This is a genomic window from Mesorhizobium sp. P2_F5, from assembly GCF_056403715.1.
In genome coordinates this window covers 18,271-36,624 of sequence record NZ_JBFUEY010000016.1, presented here as the reverse complement: position 1 = coordinate 36,624, position 18,354 = coordinate 18,271, and the positions used below count along the sequence as shown (strand labels likewise).

Here is an 18,354-nt window from a genome sequence, read left to right as displayed (position 1 = left end):
ACTTATGCGACGTCCAGGCAGAGATATTTGAGATCGGTGAAAGCTTCGAGCCCGTGGCGCGAGCCTTCGCGGCCGATGCCGGATTGCTTGACGCCGCCGAAGGGGATCGGCGCGCCCGTGATCTTGACGCGGTTGATGGCGACCATGCCGTAGTCGAGCGCGCGGCCCATGCGTTGCTGGCGGGCGCCGTTCTCGGTGACGACATAGGCAACGAGCCCATATTCGGTGGCGTTGGCACGGGCGATCACCTCGTCCTCGCTGTCGAAGGGCGTCACCGCGGCGACCGGCCCAAACGTTTCCTCGCGCATGATCAGCGCTTCGTCGCTGACGTCGGCCAGCAATGTCGGCTGGTAGAACAGCGGCCCGGCCTGATGCCGCTTGCCGCCTGTGAGGCAGCGCGCGCCATATGCGATGGCATTGGCGACCTGTTCTTCGACCTTGGTGACAGCGCGCTCATGCATCAGCGGCCCGATGTCGGTCGTAGCGGCAAGGCCGTTGCCGGTCCGCAGCGCCTCGATGCGCTTTGCGAAGGCGGCGCAGAAGCGATCGTAGATCGGGCGCTGGACATAGATACGGTTGGCTGCGAGGCAATCCTGGCCCGATGTGGCGAACTTGGCGTCGATGGCAATGTTCACGGCCTTGTCGAGATCGGCGTCGGCAAAGACGATCAGGGGCGCATGGCCGCCAAGCTCCATCACCAGCCGCTTCATCGTCGGCGCGCTCTGTGCGGCGATCAGCCGGCCGATCTCGGTCGAACCGGTGAAGCTCATGGCGCGGACGCGCGGGTCCTCACACATGCGGCCGACGATGACTGCGGCCTTGCCGGTGACGATGTTGAAGACACCGGTGGGCAGGCCGGCACGCTCACCAAGCTCGGCCAGCGCCAGCGCCGAGAGCGGCGTTTCCGAGGACGGATGCGCGACGATGGTGCAGCCGGCGGCCAGTGCGGCGGCGGCCTTGCGGGTCAGCATGGCAGACGGGAAATTCCACGGCGTGACGACACCGACGACGCCGAGCGGTTCACGCCGCACCATCATTTCGGCATTCGGCAGATGGCTGGTGACGCTCTCGGCGTTCAGGCGCTTGGCTTCTTCGGCGTACCACTCGACGAAGGAGGCGGCATAATCTATTTCGCCGAGCGACTCCTGCAGCGGCTTGCCCTGTTCCAGCGTCATCAGCAGAGCGAGGTCGTCTTTCGCGGCGATGATTAGCTCGAACCATTTTCGCAGAATCTTAGACCGCTCCTGCGGTAACAACGAGCGCCATGCCGGGAAGGCGCGCGCAGCAGCATCGATCGCCTTTGTCGTCTGGTGCGCATCGAGTGCAGTGACGAAGGCAACCGTGGTGCTGGTGGCCGGATCGGTGACCTCGAAGCTTTCGGCTGCCTCGCTCGCCGTCCAGTGACCGTCGACATAGGCAAGCTCGCGCAGCAGCCGGCGATCGGTGAGCCGGTCGAGCGCTTCATGGCGATGCGAGCGGGCGAAATGCGCGGACATGGTCGAGGCCTCCCGGTTCGGACGATGCGGGAAGACTATCTGCGGTCAGCAGACAGAGAGGCTGTTTGCACGCCTTGAAGGAGAGACACTCTCTCTATTGCGTAGGCCCGACAGACAATCTCTCTGGGGCTTACGCCGGTATCGGCAGCAACTCGGCTATCGGAAGCACAATCTCCTCCTTCACCGTCTTGGTGACGATGTAGGTGAAGTAGCGGTCGATGCCTATTTCGCGCTCGAGCAAGCCGTCGACCAGCCGCTGATAGGCGTCGATGTCGCGCGCCATCACCTTCACCACGTAGTCGACGCCACCGCCCACAGACCAGCAGGCGACGATCTCCGGGATGTCGCGGATGGCGCGCTCGAAACGGTCGAAATCGGCCTGGCGGTGGCTGGCCAGCGTCACCTCCATCAGCACGGTGGCGACCGGCGCCACGACGCGCATGGCGATCCTGGCGTGATAGCCCGAGACGATGCCGGCCTTCTCCAGCTTGCGCAGCCGCATCCAGCATGGCGTCGGCGACAGCCCCACCTTGTCGGCCAGCGCCAGCTTGGTGATGCGTCCGTCGCGCTGGATGGCGTCGAGGATTTTCAGGTCGATCGCGTCGAGTTTCGCTGATGTCATCGGCGTCCACTTTTTGTCGGCATCACCATGACGGCGCATTATTTCGATTGTCAATTGCACTGATTTCGATCCTAATAAGTCATGACATTGTGGCAACCCGATCCCGCGCTCCTTCGCCGGCCAGCCTATCAATCGCTGGCCGACCAGTTCGCGCGCGCCATCCATGACGGGCGACTGGCCAATGGCGCGCGGCTGCCGACGCATCGCCGGCTGGCCGACGACTTGAAACTGTCGGTGCAGACGGTGAGCCGTGCGTATGAGGAACTTATCCGGCGCGGTCTGATTTCGGGCGAGATCGGTCGCGGCAGCTTCGTCCAAACGCAGCGCCGCGAACCGGAGCCGCCTTATCTGCCCGAACGCCTCGGCGAGGTCATCGATCTCTCCATCCTGAAGCCGGTCTGCGAGCCGATGCATCTGGAGCGGCTGAAGCAGGCGCTGGGCTGGCTGGCCGAAAACCTGCCTTCGAGTTCGGCGCTGTCGTTCCGGCCCAACGTGGTGTTTCCGCGCCACCGCGCGGTGGCGGTCGAATGGCTGAAACTGTGCGGGCTGGATGTCTCTGCGCAGAACGTCAGCCTGACCAACGGCGCCACCGCCGGGATGACGGTGGCGCTGATGAGTGTCGCGCCGCCGGGCTCGACCGTCGCCACCGAGGCCATTGGTCACCACACGCTGGTACCGCTCGCGCGCTATCTCGGCTTCAACCTTGAAGGCCTGCCGATCGACGGCAACGGCCTGATCCCGGAAGCGCTCGACGAGGCCTGCAAGCTCACCGACATTCGCGCGGTATTCGTGCAACCTTCGGTGATCAATCCGACGGCGACGCTGATGGATGCGAGGCGGCGCGAAGAGATCGCCGCAGTCGCGCGCAAGCACGACATCGCCGTCATCGAGAACGATGTGCTAGGTCCGCTGGTCGAGGATCGACCGCCGCCGGTTGCTGCCTTCGCGCCGGAGCGTACGCTCTACGTCACATCCTTCACCAAGATCACCGTGCCTGGCCTGCGCATCGGTTATCTCGCCGCGCCCGACCGCTATGTCGCCGCCGTTGCCAACCGGCATCTGGTCTCGAACTGGATGGCGACGCCGCTGGTGGCCGAGATCGCCACCAAATGGGTGACCGACGGCACCGCGATGGAGCTCGTCCGCTGGCAGCGCGCCGCCTTGCGGCGACGCCAGGATATCGCTGCCGAGGTGCTGGCCGGGGTCGACTATCGCGCCCGACGCGACGGGCTGCATGTCTGGCTGCAACTGCCCGCAGACCGCGCTGAGGAGAGCTTCGTCGCCCAGGCCCGTTTGCAAGGCGTCGCGATCGCGCCCGGCACGTCCTTCCGCATCTCGGATGCGCCCTGGCACCCTGCGGTGCGCATTTCGCTGGGCTCGACCACCGAGGGGGAACTGCGCGCCGGCCTCGGCGTTGTCACCAAGCTGCTGCTTGGCGATCCGGAGCATCTGCTGCTCGCAATCTGAGCGGAAATTGCCCTGAAATTATGCGGCGCCGGAAATATTGTCATGAGTTTATTTTCCCAATTGACATGATTTGGCGCGTTCCGCATCGTTAAGGACACAGGCTTCTCCAGCAGGGGAAATTCATTTGTCCACACCCATCATCAAGGTCGACGCCATTTCGAAGAGCTTCGGCTCGTTCAAGGTGCTCGACGGTCTGTCGATGCAGGTTATGCCCGGCGAGAAGCTGGCGCTGATCGGCCCGTCCGGTTCGGGCAAGACGACAATCCTGCGCATCCTGATGACGCTGGAGAAGATCGACGGCGGCCATATCCAGATCGATGGCGAGCAGCTCTACCACATGGAACGCAACGGACAGCTGCTGCCCGCCGACGAGCGACACCTGACCAAGATGCGCCAGAAGATCGGCATGGTCTTCCAGCTGTTCAATCTGTTTCCGCACAAATGCGTCATGGACAATGTCACGCTGGCGCCGATGCTGACCAAGGGCACGCCGCGCGCCGCTGCCGAGAAGCGGGCGATGGAACTGCTCGACATGGTCGGCATGGCCGACAAGGCGAAGTCGATGCCGGCGCAATTGTCCGGTGGCCAGAAGCAGCGCGTGGCGATTGCCCGCGCCTTGGCGCTGTCGCCAAAGATCATGCTGTTTGACGAGGTGACCTCCGCGCTCGATCCGGAACTGGTCGAGGAGGTGCTCAACGTCATGCGCAAGCTCGCCGCCGAGACCGACATGACCATGCTGCTGGTCACCCATGAGATGGGCTTTGCCCATGACTTCGCCGACCGCGTGCTGTTTTTCGACCGCGGCAGGATCGTCGAGGAAGGCAAGCCCGACGAGATTTTCCGCCATCCCAAGCAGGAGCGCACGCAAGGCTTCCTGAAGAAGATCATCGCGGCCGGACATCGTGTCTGACCGCTTTGCCGAGGCGACGCAGTCGTCCCGAAACGACAAAACCAAGAAAACAACAAGGAGTTGGGAACAATGAAGAAACTTGGCATTCTGGCCGGCGTCGCCGGTCTCGCACTGACGGCGGTTCTGGCCGCTTCAAGCACCGGTTCGGCCGACGACAGCAAGCTCGATCAGCTGAAGGCACAAGGCTTTGCCCGCGTCGCTATCGCCAATGAGCCGCCTTACACGGCGGTCGCAGCCGACGGCAAGGTCTCGGGTGCGGCGCCTGATGTGGCGCGCGAGGTCTTCAAGCGTCTCGGCGTTGGCGACATCGTCGCGTCGATCTCGGAGTATGGCGCGATGATCCCCGGCCTGCAGGCCGGCCGCTTCGACGTCGTCACCGCCGGCCTGTTCATGAAGCCGGAGCGCTGCGCGGCGGTCGTCTATTCGGAACCCGTGCTGTGCGACGCGGAGGCGATGCTGGTCAAGAAAGGCAATCCGAAGGGCTTCAAGAGCTATGAGGATGTCGCCAAGGACACATCAGCCACCATCGGCGCCCCCGGTGGCGGCACCGAAGAGAAGCTGGCGCTCAACGCCGGCGTGCCGCGCGAGCGCGTCATCGTCGTTCCGGACGGCCAGAGCGGCCTGAAGATGCTGCAGGACGGCCGCATCGATGCCTACTCGCTGCCCGTCCTGTCGATCAATGACCTGGTCAAGAAGGCCAACGACCCGAACCTCGAAGTTATTGCACCGGTGCAGGGCGCGCCGGTCTATTGCGACGGCGCCGCCTTCAAGAAGGGCGACGAGGCCTTGCGCGACGCCTTCGATGTCGAGCTCGCCAAGATGAAGAAATCAGGCGAATTCGCCAAGATCATCGAGCCCTACGGCTTCTCGGCGGCGGCAGCGATGTCGACGACCCGCGACAAGCTCTGCGCCGCGAAGTAGCGCCGTTTTTGCCTTCTCCCCGTTCACGGGCGCTCGTCGTTCGAAAAGCCAAGCAATTGGCTTTTCGTCCGCTCCGCGGACCACTCCTCGCCCCCGTGAACGGCGAGAAGGATCCTAGAACCAAACGTGGGAACCTCTAACCTAATGACCCAGTGGTCCGGCTATCTCGGCCTGATATTGCAGGGAGCGCTTGTCACCATCGAGCTGACGCTGATGGGGTCGGTGCTCGCGCTGATCATGGCGTTTCTTGCCGGCATGGGGCGCGTGTCGCGCTTCTTTGCGCTGCGCTGGCTGGCAACCGTCTATATCGAATTCTTCCGTGGCACCTCGATCTTCGTGCAGTTGTTTTTTGCCTATTTCGTGTTGCCGTTGATCGGCCTCGAGCTGACCCCGCTGCAGGCCGGCGTGCTGGCGCTGGGCTTGAATGTCGGCGCCTATGCGGCCGAAGTGGTGCGCGGCGCCATCCAGTCGGTCGGCCGTGAGCAATATGAAGCCTGCATCGCGCTCAATTTCGGCCGCTGGCAAGGCATGCGCCACGTCATCCTGCCGCAGGCGCTGCTGATCATGCTGCCGACCTTCGGCAACAACGCCATCGAGCTGCTCAAGGCGACCTCCGTGGTGTCGCTGATCTCGCTCGCCGATCTCACCTTCCAGGCGCAGGTCGTGCGCTCGCAGACCGGCAACACGCTGGTGCCGTTCACCACCATTCTCATCATCTATTTCGCGCTGGCGCTGATCATCTCCTGGGGCGTGCGTTCTCTGGAACGCCGTATGGCGCGCGGCCTCGACGGGGTGCGCGTCTGATGGAGTGGGATTGGAACTTCGTCTGGGAGATCATGCCGACGCTGATCCAGGGCGTGAAGATCACCATCCTGGCGACGCTGCTCGGCTCCGTGCTGGCCGCAATCGTCGGCTTGGGCATCGCACTGGCGCGCCGCTCGCCCAACAAGGTGCTGTCACGCACCGTCGGCTTCCTTGCCGAATTCATACGCGGCACGCCGCTTCTGGTGCAGCTCTATTTCATCTTCTACGTGCTGCCCGATTTCGGCATCCTGTTGCCGCCGCTGGTCGCCGGCGTCATCGGGCTTGGCCTGCACTACGGCACCTACACGGCAGAGGTTTACCGCGCCGGCATCGACAATGTGCCGCGCGGCCAGTGGGAAGCGGCCAAGGCATGCAATCTGAGCGCCACTCAGACCTGGACCAACATCATCATTCCGCAGGCGATCCCGCCGATGATCCCGGCTTTGGCCAACTATTTCATTGCCATGTTCAAGGAGACGCCGCTGCTATCGGCGATCACCGTGCTGGAGTTGATGAACCAGGCCAAGAGCGTCGCCAATACCTATTATCGCTACATCGAACCGATTACGCTGGTCGGCGCTTTCTTCCTCGTCATCAGCCTCTTCTCGGTCGTGCTGCTGCGCTGGCTGGAACATCGCTACGGCAAGATCGAAAGGTAATTTTTCCATGAAACCGCTGCCCGAAATCAGGCTGATGCCGACAAGGCCGATGCTCGACGCGCGCCCGCTGGCAAAGCGCGTCGGCCTGATCATCCTTGCCACCGACCACACCAGCGAGCCGGATTTCCGCCGCATGGTGGCAAGCGAGAAGGTCGGCGTCTATGTCGCGCGCATCCCCTACAAGAACCCGACGACACCCGAGAACCTTCGCAAGATGCAGCCGGAGCTGGCGGCGGGCGCGGCACTGATCCTGCCCGACGAAAAGCTCGACGCCGTCTGCTACTCCTGCACCTCGGCCTCGGTGGTTATCGGCGATGCCGAAATCGAGGCGGCGATCCAGTCTACCAAATCAGGCGTTCCCGTGGTAACGCCGCCGATGGCCGGCGTGCGCGGGCTGAAGGCGCTGGGCGCAAAGAAGATCAGCATCCTCACCCCCTACACCGTCGAAACCTCTAGGCCGATGGCGGCTTACTTCGCCGCGCGTGGCTTCGATATCCTGAGCTTCACCTGTCTCGGTTTCGAGGACGACCGCGAGATGGCGCGCATCCCGCCGGCAGCCATTGTCGATCTCGCACGCGAAGCAACACACGCTGAAGCCGATGCACTGTTCGTGTCCTGCACCGCGCTGCGCGGTGCGCTCGCGGTTACCGGAATGGAAGAAGCGATCGGCCGCCCTGTCGTGACCAGCAACCAGGCCAGCGCCTGGAACTGTTTGCGGCTCTGTAGCGACGAGACGCCGTATCCCGAATTCGGCCGCCTGATGATGCTGCCTTTGGGTCAGTAAGAGGATGCCTCATATTCACGAGCGACCCCCTCTGGCCTGCCGGCCATCTCCCCCTCGAGGGGGGAGATTAGCTGCGGCCCGGCTTTCGCCAATCATCGACGTGATTGGAAGTGCGGCGACGTCGAAGCCGCCGATCTCCCCCCTTGAGAGGGAGATCGCCGGCAGGCCAGAGGGGGTCGCCCCATGACGCGCGCCATCGCCCTCGCGGATATCCGTGCCGCCCGTGAACGTATCTCCAACAAGATCGAGCGAACACCAACGGTGCCATCCCCGAGTCTATCCGAGCGGCTCGGCGTCCCTGTCCATCTCAAGCTCGAGCATCGCCAGACCACCGGCAGCTTCAAGCTGCGTGGCGCTTCGAACGCCGTTGCTTCGCTGAGCGCCGAGGAGAAGGCGCGCGGCGTGGTCGCGTCGTCGACCGGCAATTATGGCCGAGCGCTGGCCCATGCCGCGAAACTCGAAGGCATGCGCGCGGTGATCTGCATGTCGCGACTGGTGCCGCAGAACAAGCTCGACGAAATCCGTCGGCTTGGCGCGGACGTCCGCATCATCGGCAACAGCCAGGATGAGGCGCAACAGGAGGTCGAACGGCTCGTGGCACAAGAGGGACTGGTGATGCTGCCGCCCTTCGACCATCCCGACATCATAGCAGGGCAAGGCACGCTCGGGCTGGAGATCATCGAGCAGGTTCCGGACGCCGCTCTCGTCCTGGTGCAGCTCTCCGGTGGCGGGCTGGCCTCGGGCATCGCAGCGGCCGTCAAGGGCGTCAGCCCAGGGACAAAAGTTATCGGCGTTTCGATGGCGCGCGGCGCGGCGATGAAGGCGAGCCTCGATGCCGGCCGCCCGGTCGAGGTCGAGGAGTTGCCGACGCTGGCGGATTCGCTCGGCGGCGGCATCGGCCTCGACAACCAGCTGACCTTCGCCATGTGCGGCGATCTGCTCGACGATGTCATCCTGCTCAGCGAGGACGAAATCGCCGCCGGCATCCGCCACGCCTATGAACATGAGCGCGAGATCGTCGAAGGCGCCGGCGCGGTCGGCATCGCCGCGCTGCTCGCCGGCAAGGTCAAGGCGAACGGACCGGTGGTCGTACTGCTGTCCGGACGAAACATCGACATGGACCTGCACCGCAAGATCGTTTGCGGTGAGGTAGCCGCGGAGCGAGCCGCATGAGCCGGATGACGATCCTCACCGAGAAAGAACTGCGCACAATCGTGACGCTCGATCTCGACGCTGTCGCCTGTGTCGAAAACGCTTTCCGCGCGCTCGCCACATTGCCGGTGGCGATGCCGCCGATCCTGCGGTTGGACATTCACGAGCATCGCGGCGAGGTCGATGTGAAGTCGGCCTATGTGCCTGGCATGGATGGTTTCGCCGTCAAGATAAGTTCCGGCTTCTTCGATAATCCGAAACTCGGTCTGCCCAGCGGAGGCGGCATGATGGTGCTGCTATCGGCAAGAACCGGTGTGGTCGAGGCGCTGCTGCTCGACAATGGCTATCTCACCGATGTCCGCACTGCTGCTGCGGGCGCTGTCGCGGCGAAGCATCTGTCGCGGCCGGATTCCTCCGTTGCCGCAATCTTCGGCGCGGGCCTGCAGGCTGGCCTGCAGCTCGAAGCGCTCATGCTGGTGCGCCCAATTGCCGAGGCACGCATCTGGGCGCGCGATGCCGTCAAGGCGGAGGCGACGGCAAGCGCCCTGCGCGAAAAACTTGGCATCCTCGTGCGCGCCGAACCGGACGCGGCAAAGGCTGTTGGCGGTGCCGACATCATCGTCACCACCACGCCGTCGACCGAGCCGCTTATCAAGGCCGGCTTTGTCGTTGCCGGCCAGCACATCACCGCCATGGGATCCGACGCCGAGCACAAGAACGAAATCGCGCCGGCGATCCTGCGCATGGCCGATCTCTACGTCGCCGACAGCGCAAAGCAAACGCGGCGTCTCGGCGAACTCCATCACGCCATCGCATCGGGCGTCATCGGAGCCGACACGGAAGTCACCGAACTCGGCCAGATCATAGCAGGTAAAAAGCACGGAAGGCGCTCAGCAAGCGACATCACCGTCGCCGACCTCACCGGCACCGGTGTGCAGGACACTGCGATCGCGACGCTCGCCCGAGACCGCGCACGGGCGGCGAAGGCGGGAACGATTTTCGAAAGCTGATGCTGGCCAAAGCGTGATCCGGAAAAGTGGGAACCGGTTTTCCGAAAAGATCACGCTCACAAGAACGACGAGCCGATTTCAATACAGTTGAAAACAGGCTCTAGGCCCAACAAACGAGGACCCAAGAAGAATGCAACCGAACCTGAAATTCTCGCGCGGCGAATTTGCGGAACGCCTCGCCAAAACTCGCCAAGCCATGGCGGCAAAGGGCGTCGACCTGTTGATCGTCAGCGACCCCTCCAACATGGCCTGGCTGACCGGCTATGACGGCTGGTCGTTCTATGTCCACCAGGCGGTCATCGTGCCGCCATCGGGTGAGCCGGTCTGGTACGGCCGCGGCCAGGATGCCAACGGCGCCAAGCGCACCGCCTATCTCGCCCATGACAACATCGTCGGTTACGCCGACCACTATGTGCAGTCGACCGAGCGCCACCCAATGGATTTTTTGGCAAGCGTGCTCAGTGATCGCGGCTGGGGCAAGCTCACTATCGGCGTCGAGATGGACAATTACTGGTTCTCGGCCGCCGCTTTCGCCGCGCTGCAGAAGCACCTGCCCAATGCCCGCTTCGTCGATGCGACCGCGCTGGTCAACTGGCAGCGTGCGGTGAAGAGCGCGACCGAGATCGATTATATGCGCAAGGCGGCGCGCATTGTCGAAGCCATGCACCAGCGCATCGTCGACAAGATGGAAGTCGGCATGCGCAAATGCGATCTCGTCGCCGAGATCTACGATGCCGGCACGCGCGGCGTCGACGGGATCGGCGGCGACTATCCGGCGATCGTGCCGCTGCTGCCGTCGGGCGCCGACGCTTCGGCGCCGCACCTTACCTGGGACGACAGACCGATGAAGTCCGGCGAAGGCACCTTCTTCGAGATCGCCGGCTGCTACAACCGCTATCACTGTCCCCTGTCGCGCACCGTCTTTCTGGGCAAGCCGACGCAGGAATTCCTCGATGCGGAAAAGGCGACGCTGGAAGGCATGGAGGCGGGGCTGGCGGCTGCCAAACCCGGCAACACCTGCGAGGACATCGCCAACGCCTTCTTCGCCGTGTTGAAAAAATACGGCATCGTCAAAGACAACCGCACCGGCTATCCGATCGGCCTATCTTATCCGCCGGACTGGGGCGAGCGCACGATGAGCCTGCGCCCCGGCGACCGCACCGAACTCAAGCCCGGCATGACCTTCCATTTCATGACCGGCCTGTGGCTGGAGACGATGGGGCTGGAGATCACCGAATCCATCCTGATCACCGAAACCGGTGTAGAGTGCCTGGCAAATGTGCCGCGCAAGCTGGTGGTGAAGAATTGAACATGACGTCCACGCTCCGCCCGTCGCCGATCGCCCCAACTGTCGATTTCGACAAGGATGGCGTGCAACATGGTTTCCTTCGCCTGCCCTACAGCCGCGACGACTCGGCCTGGGGCTCGGTGATGATCCCGATCTGCGTCATCCGCAATGGCGCGGGGCCGACGGCGCTGCTCTCGGGCGGCAATCATGGCGACGAGTATGAGGGGCCGCTGGCGCTCTACGATCTCGCCCGCACGCTCGACCCGAAGCAAGTCAGCGGCACGGTGATCATCGTGCCGGCGATGAACTATCCGGCATTTCGCGCCGGCACGCGGACGTCGCCGATCGACAAAGGCAACATGAACCGCAGTTTTCCCGGCCGTCCCGACGGCACGGTGACAGAAAAGATCGCCGACTATTTTCAGCGCGAATTGCTGCCGCGCGCCGACCTCGTTTTCGACTTCCACTCCGGCGGCAGCACGCTGGACTTCGTGCCGTTCTGCGCCGCCCACACTGTGCCCGACAAGGCACAGGAGCAGAAAGCCTTCGACGCGGTCGCGGCATTCTCCGCGCCGTTCTCGATGCGCATGATCGAGATCGACTCCGTCGGCATGTACGACACGGCCGCCGAGGAAATGGGCAAGGTCTTTGTCAGCACCGAACTTGGCGGCGGCGGCACCTCGCGTGCGCAAACGGTGCGGATCGCGCGGCGTGGCATCCTCAATGTGCTGCGTCATACCGGCATTGTTGAGGGAGCAGTCGAGACGGGCACGACCCAATGGCTGGACATGCCGTCGGGTGATTGCTTCTCCTTCGCCGAGGACGACGGGATGATCGAAACCATGGTCGATCTTGGCGAGCCTGTGAAAGAAGGCTCGGTGCTGGCGCGCATCCATTCCACCGGCCGCACCGGCATCGCTCCGCAGGAGATCAGGGCAAAAATGTCCGGCATGCTGGCGGCGCGGCATTTTCCAGGCCTGGTCAAAGCCGGTGACTGTGCCGCCGTGGTTGGCGTTCTGGTTTCCTGATGTTCGGAGTCAGCGAAATCAATGACCAGCGTCTGTGCTTGCTTCAAAACGCGTCGTAGACGGCGTCGATCACAAGCTTGCGGCGTGGATCGAGGTCGTCGAAACCGAGCATACGGTTGGTGACATAGCCGAACCCGACACCGGCGGCGAGATCGGCAAAGCCGATGGCGCCGCCCCAGCCGCTGTGGCCGAACGTTTGCGGCGACGCGCGCCCGGCATAGGTGGGATCCTCCATCTGATAGCCGGCGGCGAAGGCTGTCGGCAACGCGAAGCTGTCGTCCATGCCGCGAATGCGAGGTCTCGCTGCTTCTTCGATTGCTGTCCGGCCGATCAGAGGCTTGCCCTCCCAAACGCCGCCGGCCGCCATCATGCCGTAGATGCGTGCGAGTGCATGAGCCGTCGACTGGCCATTGCCGCCCGGCACCTCGGCGGCGCGCCAGGCGCGGTCGTTGGGCGCCGATGCCCGGGGTGTGGGATTGTCGCCAGCGTGGGGAAATGGCGAGGCGCGGACAAACTCGACCCAGTCCGAAGTCTTTGGACCTTCAATCATCTCGGCGACCCTGGGATCCTCGCTGGCCGGCAGACCGACATGAAAATCGGCGCCAAGCGGGCCTGCGATCTCTTCCGCGATGAAGCGGCCGATGCTTCGTCCGTCGACACGGCGCAGCACTTCGCCGGCGAGGTGGCCGTAGGTAAGAGCATGATAGACACAGCGGCTGCCGGGCTCCCATAGGGGTGACATGGCGGCAAGCGCGTCGACGAAGGGCGTCCACGCCAACAGCCCTGCCTCGTCCATCGGCACGGCGAGACCGTTCAGCCCGGCCTGGTGCGACATCAGCTGATCGAGCGTGATGCGCTCCTTGCCGCCAGCCGCGAATTCCGGCCAATAACGCGCAACGGGGGCGGCATAGTCGAGCTTGCCGCGCTCCACCAACATGGCGATGGCCAAGGCCACAACGCCTTTGGTGCAGGACCAGACGTTGATCAGCGTGTCCTGCCGCCACGAGCGGGTGCGCGCGGCATCAGCGTGACCGCCCCACAGATCGACGACGGTCCTGCCGTGGACCACGACCGACACGGCGCCACCATGCTCGAGTCCTTGTGCGAAAGACCTGCCAAACGCCTCGCGCACGCCGGCAAAGCGTGGATCGCAGACACCATCTATGTTCATGCGCGAATTCTCATTCGGTAGGAGGTCGTCGACGCGACGCAGTTTCAGTGGCCGCCCTTGGATTGGCAACCAAGCTCTTGCGACCAGCACAGAGACATGGTGCCGCAGTCAGTCCCGAGGGCAGCGGCGTGCCACCCCAAAAAGGCGTGCCTGCATAATAACGATTTGCTGCCGTGTTCCTGACGCGAAGCTCGATTGCAACCTCGCCCTGGGAGACAGGCAGAGCGAAGCGCGCTTCTCCCGCGATATGCCGGCCTATGAACGCGCCATCGAGCCAAAGCTCCGCCGTTTCATGCAGGCCCGGCAGCAGCAGATGCCAGACGAGACCGTCGGTGAGGTCAGGCAGGTTTGCGCGCCGGCGGTAGACCCCGGTGCCGGCAAAAGTGGCATGGCCTTGCACTTCCCAGCCGCGATCGACGGCAATCGGAATCGGTTCGCCACCGTCGATCTCCAGCGTCCAGCCGTCGGCAAGGACGATCTGCGCCGGCGCATCGGCAAGCGTGGCGGCGTGACGCCGCCCGGCATCGACCGGCTGATATGATGCCTGGCCACCATTCCCGATCGACAGGCACACCAGACGCTGGGCACCGACGTCAAGGGTCAGCGTTCCATCGACCACAGTGCATGGCGTGACAGCCACTTCGCCGCTCTCGGGATTCCAGAACGAGATTTCCGGCGTCGGCTCGGCGAGCCGGACGCTGAGCCGCCGCGTGGTCGCCTGGTCGTTAAAGGCTGCCAGCCGCCAGGTGTCGCCGCACCGCGAAACCGAACTCCAGGAAGGACCGTCTTCGAAGCTGATATCAGGCAGCGGGCGCGGTTCGGCCGCGACCAGGTGCGCGATGTCTTGCCGTGCCGCATCCGGCAGATGCACGACACGCCCGCACGTCGCGGAAACGCTGCTCAACAGCGTGGCGCAGGACGGCTCATCTCCCTTGGTTCTGGTCTTGTGCGGCAGCGGGCCGGTCGCAAGCAGCCGGCCGCCATTTCGCACGAAAGCGGCGATGATCTCAGCCGTATCAACCGAAGCGAGCGTCGTCACCGCAGGCAGCACCAGCGTCTCGTAGCGCGGCTCTGCACCCAACACCGTGTCAAGCATCCGCTCGTCCACAATGTCATCGCCGAGCCCCGCGCGCGCCAGCGCTTCCGCCCACCAGCCGAAATGGTCCCCACAGGCCGGTGCCATCGCCTCTGCACGGATCGTCTCGAGTGGATAGAGAAGCGCCACCGGCCGCAGCGGTTCCCCATCCTCCAGAAAAGCCGAGAGCCGCGCCAGTTCCGCGAAGATCGCAGGGCAGTCCTCCCACCACGGCTCGAAGTTGAAAGCTGGCGGAAAATCGAAACGTGCGCTGAGCAGCCCGTCGCCCTTGTCGCCATCGGTGACGTTATAGGCGTGCAGCAGGATCTGCCGCGCGCCGAACAGGAGATGGCGGATCGCTTGCGCGCGGAAGCGCTCGGCTGTCAGACCCCATTGGCCGGCAAGGCCCGGCGCGCCGGTTTCCCGCCCGGTCGAATATTGCTCGATCATGCAGCGCCGGCGGCCGTGCGCCCGCGCTACGCTGTCGCCGAGCTTGGCGGAAAGCTGCGGCGCATAGTCGGCGGCGTCGACCGCCGTTGCGCTGCGATAGGCGTCGACGCCGAAATAGTCGACGCCCGGCATGCTGCGCGGATCGAAGCCGGTGAGGCCGGCGTGCAACCGCCAGGCGCCGACATGGGTCAGAAGTTCGTGTCCGGTAAAACCGACGCCGCGCTCGGCGGTCCAGCGAGACAGCGTTCCGAAGAAGGCCTCATGCATGCGTCGGCCATAGGCTTCGAAAAAGCCGGCCCGCAGCTCGGCCGTGCGCGGACCGACGTCGCGCAGCAGCGACAGCAATTGCATGGCGTCGGCCGGGTCGGCGACGTCCCAGAGCAGACTGTTGCCGACATTGCCATGGTGCTCGTCCCAGACGTGGAAACCGGCGTAGGGGTGGTCGAAGAAAAAGCCGTCCGCCGCGCCACCGGCGGCATCCAGCAGCGGCGCGTAGACGGTGTCGGCAAAGCGTTGCGCCGCTTCCGGCAGCAGATAGTTGATGAGCCGGGAGGTCAGGCACCGCGCCGATGCAAAGACGGTGACCGCGCTGCCAGCCGGAACGGCGCTATCATGCTCGATCACGATGCGGCACGCGGCATTGCCGGTTTGCTCGATGTTGATAGTGCCCGTCACCGGTCGGACGGCGCTTTCGGCCGCAATCGCCGTCTCCGGGTGCGAGATGGCGAGCACCACCTGCCAGTCGCCCCAGCGCGGCACGCCGTCCTCGTAGCACCAGGTGCGGCCTGCCTCGCCGAGGAAATCGAGGAACGGCGAGTGGATGTTGGAAATCGTGAGTTCGGTGCGCGCCCCCTTCACCACCCCACGCGTCCAGAACAGATGGCGCTCGCGCAGATGATCAGCGCCATTGACGGTACGCCCGCCGCCATGACCCGACATCCAGCCATACTCGTCGTAGATGGTGACCCTGAGGCCCAGCCGCTGCGCTTCGACGGCAGCGCGCCGATAGGCATCCAGATACGCAGGCGACATATAGGATTCGAGCGCAAGCGCGCGACGCGCCTGGATCATCACCGTGCCGACGCCTTTTTCGCTGATATCCGCTAGTTGCCGGCGAATCTCCGATACGCTCGGAATGCGATGCCAGAACCAGAAGACAGCCGGCCAATAATCCGGCCCCGGCTTGCGGAACCATTCGAGCCCGTCAAGCAATTTGCCGCTCACGGCGTCGGCGTCAGGTGGAAGTCAAGCCGCGCACCGGCCCCTGCCCCCGAGATATCCGCGACGCGGCATCCGTCGTCCAGCACCGTCGCGACCTCCGCCCCATCGAGGCGCGCCGACACGAGAAGCGCGGCCATGTCCGGCCCGAGCCGGAAGCTCGCACTGCCCGAACAGCCCTCCGGGAAACGGACCGACAGCAGCCCTCTTTCCACGACGATCTGGCTGATGCGGCCTCTGTAATCGGTGGAAAACAACGCAGCGCCTTTGGCCGAGAGCGTGAGCGTTCCCGCTTCGACCGTGACCACGACATCACCGGCGGGGCTCGACAGCGGACCCAGCCGCACCGTTTCGCCGTTGTTTGCCAATTCCCAGCCGTGCCACGGGCCGATGTCCATGACCTGACAGACGCCGAGCAGCGGCAGCATGGCGCCCCAGGTGTAGAAGGGATCGGCATCGCCCTGATCGACGATCTCGCCGGTCTCGGCATTGTAGTTTTCACCGCAAAGCCGCGCGGTCGTCCAGGACTGCTCGAACATAGCCAGGCTTTTGCGGGCAAGCTCGGCCGCCTCCGGCTCGAATCCATAACGGCGCAGGCCTTGCCAGACGAAATAGTTGACGTTCGCCCAGATGCGCCCCCGCCAATAGACGTTTTCCTTGTAGGCGGGATCGTTGCGCGACGCATTGGGCAGAACGAACTGGCCGCCGAATGTAGCGGGATCGGCGAGATGCTCAAGAAGCCGGACTGCCTGCGCCTCGCTGGCTGCACCGCACAACAGTGGATAGAAGCTTGTCGGGCCGACGCTGGAAACGAAGCCGCCACGGCGCTGCCGGTTGGCGAACAGCCCGCGCGCCTCGTCCCAAAGTTCGGCCTGGATTTTGTCGCGCGTATCCTGCGCGAGAGTTTCGAACCTTGCGGCATCGTCGAGGTGGCCGAGTTCGCGGGCGATCTTTCCCAGCATTTCGGTGTCGAGCGCCAACGCGCAGTTGAGCCCGACGTCAAACGTCGACAGCGAGCGTGTGGCGGGATCGTAGACCGCCTCGTCATGCGTTGCGGAATTGTCCATGCCGGTTTCGTTGCGCGCGCCGAAAGCCGTGCCCTTGTAGAGGGCGTCGCCGACGTCCGAGGTGCCGCAGGAAACCAGCCCGCGCCCGTCCGGATCGCGGCTGGCTCGCCACCACCGGTTGTTCCGCAGCAATGGGCCGTAGGCGCTTTCGAGTAAGGATCGGTCCCGGCTGCGCAGATACATCGTCCACGCGATAAAGGCGCCATGCGGCGCCTGGCTACGGTCGACCCAGGAATCGCGCGAGGTCAGCAGACAAGCGAAATTGCCTTGCGGGGTCGCGCTGGCCATCGCGACGTCGAAATTTTCACGCGCAAGCGATGGATCGAAAAGACCGGCCATCAGCGCCGCGAACGTCTGGTCGTTGAACCAGACGGCGAAGCCGCCGAGATTCCAGATACGGCTGATCGCGGCATAGGGGCGGGCATTGATGCGATCATAAAGCGTGTTCCAACCGATCACGTCGCGCACCGCGTCGAGCGCACCCTCATTGCGCCCGGTGTGAAGCGGCGCGGCGGGTGCCGTGTCCGTCACCAGCGCTCGCTTCGCCGTCTTCACCGCAAGCGCGCGGCTGTCAGCCACCGCCACGGCAAACCGCGCTTCCGGCATCATTTCGAGATTGAAGCGCAGCGCGATGACCTTTGCCGAATTCGACCGGCTAGAGAGATCGAAATAGCCGTTGGCGTCCATGTCGGCGACCAGGGCTTCGATGCTGTCGTGACCGGTCACCTGTACCGGTGCGTCGCGCGAAACCAGCGACACATATCGGGATCCGACGGCCAGCGTCGCGGCGCCATCTTCATGGCTGTAGGTGACCTCTTCCCCGTCCTCCGCCGACAGGCAAAGCACGACCCAGTAGCGCAGACCCCACTCCTGCTTTTCACGCACCGACCAACGGCCTTCGATGCAGAAGGGATCGCGTTTTGCGTAGGAGAATTCGAGTCGCGTGCCGCCATGATTGGTCTCGAAATCGATAACTTCGCCGTGGAGGCCGTGGCGTCCGAAGCGAATTTCGGCAGGCGGGCGGATGGTTGTCGCCTTACGCGCGCCGGACGAGAACAGCACGGGCGTGATGCGTGCGCCGAGCGGCAGGAACACCATCTCTCCCGGCCGTTCCGACCATGTGTTCCAGGCGCGTTCGGCGGGCAAATTGGCGTTTTTGAGCATGTGATATTTCCGTTGGATCGATGATGGGCGAAGCGGGCGGCGGCGGTCGAATTAGAGATCACTTGACA

Annotated in this window: 15 protein-coding genes; 10 read left to right on the top strand and 5 right to left on the bottom strand. The window is 64.1% G+C overall.

The window, feature by feature from the left end:
• Positions 1–2: 2 nt before the first annotated feature.
• Positions 3–1,496, bottom strand: a complete 1,494-nt coding sequence (locus AC1DYO_RS21005) for an NAD-dependent succinate-semialdehyde dehydrogenase (RefSeq protein ID WP_477266423.1) — start codon at positions 1,494–1,496, stop codon at positions 3–5.
• 130 nt (positions 1,497–1,626) lie between these two features.
• Positions 1,627–2,118 (bottom strand): Lrp/AsnC family transcriptional regulator, encoded by a 492-nt coding sequence (locus AC1DYO_RS21000; protein ID WP_477266422.1) that lies wholly within the window; start codon positions 2,116–2,118, stop codon positions 1,627–1,629.
• A gap of 81 nt (positions 2,119–2,199) precedes the next feature.
• Between AC1DYO_RS21000 and ehuR the strand changes: the two genes are divergently transcribed.
• The 10 genes from ehuR (at position 2,200) to doeB (ending at position 12,141) form a co-directional block, all read left to right on the top strand.
• Entirely contained in the window at positions 2,200–3,585 is a 1,386-nt protein-coding gene (gene ehuR, locus AC1DYO_RS20995; protein ID WP_477266421.1) for a MocR-like ectoine utilization transcription factor EhuR, read from the top strand.
• Between the two features lie 124 nt (positions 3,586–3,709).
• Positions 3,710–4,495, top strand: a complete 786-nt coding sequence (ehuA, locus tag AC1DYO_RS20990; protein ID WP_210285109.1) for an ectoine/hydroxyectoine ABC transporter ATP-binding protein EhuA — start codon at positions 3,710–3,712, stop codon at positions 4,493–4,495.
• A 69-nt stretch (positions 4,496–4,564) separates the two neighbouring features.
• Positions 4,565–5,416 carry an ectoine/hydroxyectoine ABC transporter substrate-binding protein EhuB gene (gene ehuB / locus AC1DYO_RS20985; protein ID WP_477266420.1) on the top strand — a complete coding sequence of 284 codons (852 nt, stop codon included), beginning with the start codon at positions 4,565–4,567 and terminating at the stop codon, positions 5,414–5,416.
• Positions 5,417–5,560: 144 nt separating this feature from the next.
• The gene (gene ehuC, locus AC1DYO_RS20980) at positions 5,561–6,220 is read left to right on the top strand and encodes an ectoine/hydroxyectoine ABC transporter permease subunit EhuC (protein ID WP_477266419.1); all 660 of its coding nucleotides are present in this window, start codon (positions 5,561–5,563) and stop codon (positions 6,218–6,220) included.
• Positions 6,220–6,879, top strand: a complete 660-nt coding sequence (gene ehuD, locus AC1DYO_RS20975) for an ectoine/hydroxyectoine ABC transporter permease subunit EhuD (protein WP_454573526.1) — start codon at positions 6,220–6,222, stop codon at positions 6,877–6,879. Before ehuC ends, ehuD begins: the two co-directional genes overlap by 1 nt.
• A gap of 7 nt (positions 6,880–6,886) precedes the next feature.
• On the top strand, positions 6,887–7,663 hold the full coding sequence (gene eutA, locus AC1DYO_RS20970) for an ectoine utilization protein EutA (protein WP_477266418.1): 777 nt from the start codon (positions 6,887–6,889) through the stop codon (positions 7,661–7,663).
• Positions 7,664–7,846: 183 nt separating this feature from the next.
• Positions 7,847–8,836 carry a hydroxyectoine utilization dehydratase EutB gene (gene eutB, locus AC1DYO_RS20965; RefSeq protein ID WP_477266417.1) on the top strand — a complete coding sequence of 330 codons (990 nt, stop codon included), beginning with the start codon at positions 7,847–7,849 and terminating at the stop codon, positions 8,834–8,836.
• The gene (locus AC1DYO_RS20960; protein ID WP_477266416.1) at positions 8,833–9,825 is read left to right on the top strand and encodes a cyclodeaminase; all 993 of its coding nucleotides are present in this window, start codon (positions 8,833–8,835) and stop codon (positions 9,823–9,825) included. Before eutB ends, AC1DYO_RS20960 begins: the two co-directional genes overlap by 4 nt.
• A gap of 130 nt (positions 9,826–9,955) precedes the next feature.
• On the top strand, positions 9,956–11,134 hold the full coding sequence (gene doeA, locus AC1DYO_RS20955; RefSeq protein ID WP_477266415.1) for an ectoine hydrolase DoeA: 1,179 nt from the start codon (positions 9,956–9,958) through the stop codon (positions 11,132–11,134).
• A 2-nt stretch (positions 11,135–11,136) separates the two neighbouring features.
• Complete coding sequence (gene doeB, locus AC1DYO_RS20950; RefSeq protein ID WP_477266414.1) at positions 11,137–12,141, top strand: N(2)-acetyl-L-2,4-diaminobutanoate deacetylase DoeB; 1,005 nt, start codon at positions 11,137–11,139, stop codon at positions 12,139–12,141.
• A 43-nt stretch (positions 12,142–12,184) separates the two neighbouring features.
• Here doeB and AC1DYO_RS20945 read toward each other — a convergent pair whose 3' ends face one another.
• Genes AC1DYO_RS20945 through AC1DYO_RS20935 form a run of 3 tightly spaced genes read right to left on the bottom strand, consistent with a single transcriptional unit; the run spans position 12,185 to position 18,286 of the window.
• A complete protein-coding gene (locus AC1DYO_RS20945; RefSeq protein WP_477266413.1) occupies positions 12,185–13,312 on the bottom strand; it encodes a serine hydrolase domain-containing protein in 1,128 nt (375 codons plus the stop codon).
• A gap of 10 nt (positions 13,313–13,322) precedes the next feature.
• Entirely contained in the window at positions 13,323–16,061 is a 2,739-nt protein-coding gene (locus AC1DYO_RS20940; protein ID WP_477266412.1) for a carbohydrate-binding protein, read from the bottom strand.
• Positions 16,058–18,286 (bottom strand): MGH1-like glycoside hydrolase domain-containing protein, encoded by a 2,229-nt coding sequence (locus tag AC1DYO_RS20935; RefSeq protein ID WP_477266411.1) that lies wholly within the window; start codon positions 18,284–18,286, stop codon positions 16,058–16,060. Before AC1DYO_RS20935 ends, AC1DYO_RS20940 begins: the two co-directional genes overlap by 4 nt.
• Positions 18,287–18,354 lie beyond the last annotated feature (68 nt).